The sequence below is a fragment of the Methylobacterium sp. WL120 genome (genome assembly GCF_008039465.1).
GTDB lineage: Bacteria > Pseudomonadota > Alphaproteobacteria > Rhizobiales > Beijerinckiaceae > Methylobacterium > Methylobacterium cerastii.
In genome coordinates, this window is record NZ_VRUT01000367.1 from 1 (window position 1) to 788 (window position 788).

Consider the following 788-nt stretch of genomic DNA (forward strand, 5'->3'; position numbering starts at 1 on the left):
GGCCGAGCGGCCGCGGCTTCGGCGGCGTGCCGCACAGCGCCTCTCCGACACGCCGGCCGCCAACGCGCTGACCGTCGCGCCGCGGATTCCCGCCGCCCCGCGCGAGGCGGCAGCCGATCCGCGCTTCTCCGGTTGGGCGGGACAGGCGCAGGGCCTGACCGAGGACTACCTCGCCGCCTTCTCGGGCTCGAACGGCGCCATGGTCTCGGGCGCGTCGCGCTTCTACGGTGAGCGCCTGCGCTTCCACGGGCGGATGACGACGCTCGCGGCCCTGCTCGCCGAGAAGCGCCGCTTCGCGCAGCGCTGGCCGGAGCGGCGCTACGAGCCGCGCGACACCCGCACCGCCTGCAACGCGGCGCTCCAGAGCTGCGTCGTGCGCACCCTCGTGGACTTCCAGGCCGGCAGCCCGGCCCGCGGCGCGCGCTCGCAAGGGGTGGCCGAGCTGGTGCTGGAGGTCAGCTTCGCCGGCGGCCGCCCGGTGATCGTGTCGGAATCGAGCCGTGTGCTGCGCCGCGGCGCCACGGTCGGCGCGCTTCCCGGAGCCGGCGCCAACGGCTAGACGAGACGCCATGACAACCCCGGATGCGGAAACCCTGGCCCCGACGGAGCGCCCAGTCCTCGGCGCCCCCGAGCGCGCGACTCTTCGCGGCGAGGTCCAGGCCGAGATCGCGCGCCGCAACCCGAAGCCGGTGGCCGTGCGCACGCTGCAGCTGCTGGCCGAGGCGGCGGTCGAGCCGTCGGCCGAGCCGGCGGGCTATCGCGTCGTCGATCGCCACGGCCGTCCGCGC

Annotated in this window: 2 pseudogenes; both read left to right on the forward strand. The window is 76.5% G+C overall.

Annotation, left to right across the window (positions count from 1 at the left end):
• Nucleotides 1-559: pseudogene (locus FV229_RS27760) on the forward strand (hypothetical protein); the annotation flags it as partial.
• Nucleotides 560-569: 10 nt separating this feature from the next.
• A pseudogene (locus FV229_RS27040) lies at nt 570-788 on the forward strand (nuclease); the annotation flags it as partial.